Annotated in this window: 3 protein-coding genes and 1 pseudogene; all 4 read left to right on the top strand. The window is 74.1% G+C overall.

From position 1 onward, the window contains the following. Positions 1-75: 75 nt before the first annotated feature. A pseudogene (locus HGK34_RS23085) lies at positions 76-1,887 on the top strand (penicillin acylase family protein); the annotation flags it as partial. A gap of 240 nt (positions 1,888-2,127) precedes the next feature. Beyond that, a complete protein-coding gene (locus tag HGK34_RS23385; RefSeq protein WP_307816168.1) occupies positions 2,128-2,655 on the top strand; it encodes a GNAT family N-acetyltransferase in 528 nt (175 codons plus the stop codon). 259 nt (positions 2,656-2,914) lie between these two features. After that, positions 2,915-4,831, top strand: a complete 1,917-nt coding sequence (locus tag HGK34_RS21575; protein ID WP_201851356.1) for an ABC transporter ATP-binding protein — start codon at positions 2,915-2,917, stop codon at positions 4,829-4,831. After that, the gene (locus tag HGK34_RS21580) at positions 4,828-6,651 is read left to right on the top strand and encodes an ABC transporter ATP-binding protein (RefSeq protein ID WP_201851359.1); all 1,824 of its coding nucleotides are present in this window, start codon (positions 4,828-4,830) and stop codon (positions 6,649-6,651) included. The genes HGK34_RS21575 and HGK34_RS21580 overlap by 4 nt, the downstream gene beginning before the upstream one ends. The last annotated feature ends 305 nt before the right edge of the window (positions 6,652-6,956 follow it).

The raw sequence follows: 6,956 nt of genomic DNA on the forward strand, positions 1-6,956 counted from the left end.
AGATGTGTATAAGAGACAGCCCCGACCCTCGCCGAATGGTTCGCCGCCGACGGCGGACCGGGCGCCGGCAGCGACTCCGGCTCCAACGCCTGGGCCATCGCCGGCGACACCACCGCCTCGGGCGCACCCCTGCTCGCCGGCGACCCCCACCGCACCATCGAACTGCCCGGCACCTACCAGCAGGTCAGACTCGCCTGCACGGCCCAGGCAGACGGCGAGGCCCCCTACGACGTGCTCGGACTCGCCTTCCCCGGCGTCCCCGGAGTCCAGCACTTCGGGTACGCGCTGTCCGGCAAAGCGCCCGGCGGCGACCAGCCCGGCGACGACGAGGCCAACGGGGACGACGACGGCCACGGCCGCCCCTGCGGCGACAGCTCCCCGGACGCGGCCGAGACCGGCGTCGCCTGGGGCATCACCAACGCCATGGCCCACCACGTCGAGGTCTTCGCAGAACGCCTCCGCCGCACCCCCGACGGCAGCTGGCAGGCACACGGCCCCGACGGCTGGGAACCCGCGACCAGCGGACACGAGACCATCGAGATCCGCCACCCCGACGGCACCCTCCGCCACGAGACCGCCCCCTGGATCGAGACGCCCCGCGGCCTCTGGGTCGCCACCCGCCAGGACGCGACCACCCGCCAGGACCAGCCCGGCACCGAACCACAGCCCGGCACCGACCACCCGGACACACGACACCTCACCATCCGCTGGCCCGTCCGCGTCCTCGCCGACGCCGGCGTGCCGGCCTGGCGACGCCTCCTGCGCTCGCGGACGGCACGCGACGTCGCCGGCGCGTTCGCCGACGGCTGGGTGGAACCGGTCAACCGGGTGCTCGCCGCCGACTCGCGGGGAGAGATGCTCAGCCTGACCGCCGGCCGCGTCGCCGAACGCGGCGTGGACGAGCGCGTCCTACCGGTGAACGCATGGTCCGATGCCGCGCGCGAGCGTGACTGGGCGCGGCTGCCCGAACCGGAGCGCGTGACCTCCGGCGTCGCGGTGGACGCCAACGAGCGGCCGCGGACCCAGCCGGAGGCCGGCCCACCAGGATCCCGCGCCCGCGGGGACGGCGGGGGACAGCCGCGCGACCGGCGTCGGAACCGTGAGGCGCACGCACTGGGCTGGTCGTACGCGCCCTACCGCGCCGACCGGATCCGAGCACTCCTCGCGGACCCGCCTCCCGGAGGCGAGACGCCCGGCACGCAGCGGCGCGTGCACGCCGACGTGTCCAGCCCGGCGGCGCTCGCGCTGATGGCGCGGCTCGGCGTGCCGGACGGGTTGCGGGCCTGGGCGCGGGACGGTGCCCCGATGGCGGCGGACAGCCGGGAGGCGGCCGCGTTCGACCGCTGGCGCGACGCCCTCGTGCGCCGGGTCGCAGCCGACCCGAGGCTGGCCGGTCTCGACGACGCCGGCAGCGGATACGGCGAGATCTTCGCCCCGTGGCTCGTCCCGGAGGCGGCGGTCGGCCACGGACTGCTGCGGCTCCTGGAGGCGCTCGGTGTGGAGGCGCTCGGTGTGGAGGCGCCCTGGACCCAACCACTCGTCCCGGAGCCCGGTGCCGAGCAGCTGGCCGGCGCCCAGCCCGCCGCCGTGACGTGGGGCGACCTGCACACCCTGGCCCCTGTGGGCCTGCCGGGCGCCGTGGGGCCGGAATTCCCCGTGGTACCGATCTCGGGTGACAACGACACGGTGCGGTGCACGGGCGGCGTCCCGGGCGTGTCCCCGCGCAGCACCCGGGGCTCCGTGGCCCGCTGGATCTGGGACCTCGCGGACCGCCGCGGCAGCCGCTGGGTGGTCCCGTTCGGCGCGAGCGGCGTGCCGGGCGACCCGCACGCCGCCGACCAGCACGAGACCTGGGCCGCGGGCGGGACGATCCCGGTCGAGACGGACTGGGGGAGGCTCCGCCGGATCACCCTGGAGCTCTCGGACGCCTCCGGCAGCCTGAGCGGTCCCGGCGGTCCGGGCGGTCCCGGCGGTCCGGGCGGCCAGGGCGGTCCGGGCGGCCAGGGCGGTCCGGGCGGTCCGGGTGGTCCGGGTGGCCAGGGCCGATCCGCGCACCGTCTGCTGCACGGCGCCCGCGGGGCGGAGGTCTGGCGCACCCGGACCTCGCACGGCGTGCTCACCGTGCACGTGCTGGACCCGGTCGCGGATCTCGACGTCCTGCACGGGTGGGTCACGCAGCCGCGAGCCCGCTTCTGGGGCCTGGGCCAGCTGACCCGCGACGAACTGCGCGAGACCTACGAGTTCGTGGACGGGCTGCCCACACACAACGCCTACCTGGTGCGCTGGGACGGTACCCCGGTCGCGCTCGTCCAGGCCTACCATCCCGAGGACGACCCGGTCGCCGCCGCGTACGAGGTGGCCGACGGCGACCTCGGCCTGCACTTCCTGCGTGCGCCCGCGCTCCCGGAGCACGCCGGGCGGGGAGCGGAGGGCTGGGCCGTCCTGGGCCCGGCGGTCATACGCTTCCTCTTCGCCGCACCGGGTGCGCGGCGCCTGGTGGCGGAGCCGGACGCGAACAACACGGCGGCTATCACGAGAATGACCGCTCTCGGTTTCGAGGCGGGGGAGCGTGTGCGCTTCGAGTCCCCGCACGGGCCGAAGGATGCCCGGATGGCCTACCTGACACGCGCCGGAGCCCGCCTCCGCGAGGAGTGAGCCCGCCTCGGCGAGGGGTGGGAGACCGGGTGGTCGTGTGGTCGGGGGTTTGGCGTGTGGTCGGTCAATCACTTGACCGACCACACGCCAAACCCCCGACCACACGACCGGCACCCCCACGCCGCCGGCACCCGCCAGCGCCGCCGGCACCCCCAGCGCCGCCGGTTCCGGCCCACGCGACCACTAATAGTGTGCCAAGCGCAGCGCGCAACTGTTTGCCCGAGCAAATGACTTGCCCCACGGTGAGAGAATGTGATCGATGCCATCCACTGACCCAGCCGGTTCCTCGCTGTCCACGTTCGCATCGTTTCGACGCCTCCTTCCCTACGTCCGCCCCGCCATCCCGCGCCTGGCCGGCGGCCTCCTGTCCGCGCTCGGCGCCAGCCTCGCCGCGCTCGCGATCCCGTACGTGCTCCAGTACGTGGTGGACGGCCCCCTGACCCAGGGGCTGACCTCGCACGACTGGACGGGCCTGGCCTGGTCCGTCGTGCTCGTGCTCGCGTTCGGCCTCGCGGAGGCGGGGCTCGTCGCGCTGCGGCGCAACCTCGTCATGTTCCCCGGCACGCGCGTCGAGCACACGATGCGCATGGCCATGTTCCGGCACCTGCAGGACCTGCCCGCCGCGTTCCACGACAAGTGGCCCGGCGGGCAGCTCCTGTCCCGTGTGATGGGAGACCTCGGCCTGCTGCGCCGCTGGCTCATCTTCGGCCTCCTGCAGCTCGTGCTGAACGTCTGCACCATCGCCGTCGGCGTGGGTGTCCTCGTCGCGACCGCGGGCTGGCTGGGTCTCGTCTACCTCGCCGGCGCGGTGCCCGTCACGGTCATCGTGTTCCGGTTCTCCCGCAGGTACCGGGTGATCTCCCGGCTCTCCCAGGACCAGTCCGGCGACCTGGCCAACACGGTCGAGGAGTCCGTCCACGGCATCCGCGTGCTCAAGGCGTTCGGACGGGGGCACGACGCGCTGCACTCCTTCACCGGACAGGCCGACACGCTGCGCCGCACCGAGATGCGCAAGGCCTCGGTGGACGCGGGCCTGATGACCACGCTCACCCTCATCCCGGAGGTCACGCTCGGCGTCTGTCTCGTCCTCGGCGTCTGGCTGACCGGGACCGGTCAGATGACCGTCGGCGACCTCGTGCTCTTCTTCGCCACCACCGCCGTCGTGGGCGGGCCCGTCATCGACCTCGGCATGACGCTGTCGATGACGCTCAACGCCCGCACCGCCGTCGACCGCTACTTCGAGGTCATGGAGACCGCACCCGAGCTGACGGACCCCGCCCGGCCGGCCACGCTCCCCGCGGGCCCCAAGGGCGACGTCGCACTCCGGGACGTCGCCTTCACCTACCCGGACGCCGCACCCGGCACCCGCGCCGTGCTGGAGGGCGTCGACCTCGACCTGCCCGCCGGGACGACGACGGCGCTGGTGGGCCTCACCGGCTCCGGGAAGTCCACCCTCGCGATGCTCGTGCCGCGCATCTACGACGTGACGCGCGGCCAGGTGCTGCTCGACGGCGTCGACGTGCGTGACCTGACCCGTCACGACCTGCGCCGGCACGTCGCCGTCGCGTTCGAGGAACCCACCCTGTTCTCCGCCTCGGTGCGGGAGAACGTCCTGCTCGGCGTGCCCGAGTCCGGTCCCGACGCCGTGGGGGAGACCGAGCGCACCCGCCGCATGTACGAGGCCCTGGAGGTCGCCCAGGCCGGCTTCGTCCACGACCTGCCCGACGGCGTCGGGACCCGCATCGGCGAGGAGGGCCTGTCCCTGTCGGGCGGGCAGCGCCAGCGTCTCGCGCTGGCCCGGGCCATCGCCGCCCGTCCGGGCGTCCTCGTGCTGGACGACCCGCTGTCCGCGCTCGACGTCACCACCGAGGAGGCCGTCACCCACCGCCTCGCGGAGGTGCTGGAGGGCACCACCACCCTGGTCATCGCCCACCGGCCGTCCACGGTGGCGCTTGCCGACCGCGTCGCCGTCCTGGAGGACGGGCGTATCACCGCCATCGGTACCCACGGTGAGCTGCTCGCGACGAGCGCCCACTACCGCCACGTCATCTCCAGCCTTGAGGAGGACTACGTGTCGCACGACCCGTCCGGTTCGCCGGCAGAACCCGCCGGTCCCGCCGATCCCGCAGAACCCGCTGGGCCCGCCCGCTCGACCGACGCGGAGGTGAGCGCATGAGCGCCCCCGCCGACCGCCGTCGTCCCACGGACGCGGACCACGACGACGAGACACGCCTCGACCGCGCCACCTCCCGCGCCGTGCGGCGCCGTTCCCTCGCCCTGCTCGGGAACCTGCTGCGCCCGCACGCGCGGACCCTGAGCTGGGCCGCGGTCCTGGTCACGGCCTCCACGGCGGCGCAGGTCTCCGGTCCCTGGCTGGTGTCCCTGGCCATCGACGACGCGCTGCCCGCCCTGCCCGACGACATCGCCCCCCTGGCGGCCGTCGGCGTCGCCTACCTGGCGGCCGCCGTCCTGGCCGGGGTCACGATCGGCGCCTACCGCCGGGTCGCGGCCCGGATCGCCCAGAGCGTCCTGCTGGAGCTGCGCCGCCGCGTCTTCCGGCAGACCCAGCGGCTCAGCCTGGAGTTCCACGAGTCCTACACCTCGGGCCGCATCATCTCCCGGCAGACCAGCGACCTGGAGGCCCTGCGCGAGCTGCTCGACGGCGGTCTGGTGGGCGTCATCTCCTCGATCCTGGTCATGCTCTTCACCGCCGTCGGGCTCACGATCCTGGACCCGCTGTCCGGGCTGGTCCTGGTCAGCGGGCTCGTCCCGGCCTGGTTCCTCGTGCGCTGGTTCCAGAAGCACTCCCAGGTGGCCTACCGCGAGCAGCGCACCTGGTCGGCGCGGCTCATCGTGAAGTTCGTCGAGACCATGACGGGCATGCGGGCCGTGCAGGCGTTCAACCGCGAGAGCACCACGGAGCGTGACTTCGACCGGATCGGCGAGGCCTACCGCGACGCCAACCTGCGGATCTTCGGGATCAACGGGCGCTTCGCCCCGGGCCTGCTCCTGATCGGCAACATGACGGTCGTGGTGGCGCTGGCCGCGGGCGGCTGGCGCGTGCTGACCGGCTCGCTGGCGGTCGGCGTGCTCGTGGCCGTGCTGCTGTACGTGAAGCGGTTCTTCGCGCCGATCCAGCAGATCGGCATGTTCTACAACGCGTTCCAGTCCGCGGCGGCCGCGTTGGAGAAGGTCTCGGGGCTGCTGGCGGAGGAACCGACGGTCGTCGAGCCCGTCGAGCCCGTCGACCTTCCCGTCCCGCGCGGCCGGCTGCAGCTCGACCACGTGCGCTTCGCCTACGGCGACGGCCCCGTCGTGCTGCCGGACCTCGACCTGACGATCCCCGCCGGGCAGACCGTCGCGCTGGTGGGTACCACCGGGGCCGGCAAGTCCACCATCGCGAAGCTGGTCACCCGGTTCTACGACGCGACCTCCGGGCGGGTGCTGGTCGACGGCGTGAACATCCGGGACATCGCCTCACCGGTGCTGCGCCGGAACGTGGTCATGGTGACGCAGGAGGCCTACCTGTTCAGCGGCTCCGTGGCGGAAAACATCGCCCTCGGGCGGCCCGACGCGACCCGTGAGGAGATCGAGGCGGCGGCGCGCGCCGTGGGCGCGCACGAGTTCGTCACGAACCTGCCTGACGGCTACGACACCGAGGTGAACAAGCGCGGCGGCCGTGTCTCGGCGGGGCAGCGGCAGCTGCTGTCGTTCGCGCGGGCGTTCCTGGCCGACCCCACGGTGCTGGTGCTGGACGAGGCCACGTCCTCCCTGGACCTGCCCGGGGAACGGCTGGTGCAGCGCGGCCTGCAGACGCTGCTCGCCGACCGCACGGCGATCATCATCGCCCACCGCCTCTCGACCGTGGAGATCGCGGACCGGGTCCTGGTGCTGGCCCACGGCGCGATCGTGGAGGACGGCAGCCCCGACGAGCTCGTGAGCCGGGGTGGCCGGTTCGCCGCGATGCACGGGGCATGGCAGGACTCGCTGGTCTGACGGAGGCACCCGGCCGGGCTCCCGGTCAGGCGAAGTGGCGCGCCCGTCGTGCCGGCCGAGCGGCCGGGTGGGAGCCCGTGAGGGTCGTCTCCGGCGGGACGTGCGACGGCGGCGCCCAGGCCGGGAGCGGTTCGGGCGCCGCCGCGGCGGCGGCTGGCCGGGGAGCGGCGTAGGCGCTGGGAGCGGGGTTGCGCGGCTGCGGGCCCGGAGGCGCCGGCCGCGGCGGGGCCTGGAACGCGGCCGGCGCCGGGTTGCGCGGGGCGGGAGCTGTCTCTTATACACATCTGACGCTGCCGACGATAAGG

Source organism: Myceligenerans indicum (assembly GCF_016742955.1).
GTDB lineage: Bacteria > Actinomycetota > Actinomycetes > Actinomycetales > Cellulomonadaceae > Myceligenerans > Myceligenerans indicum.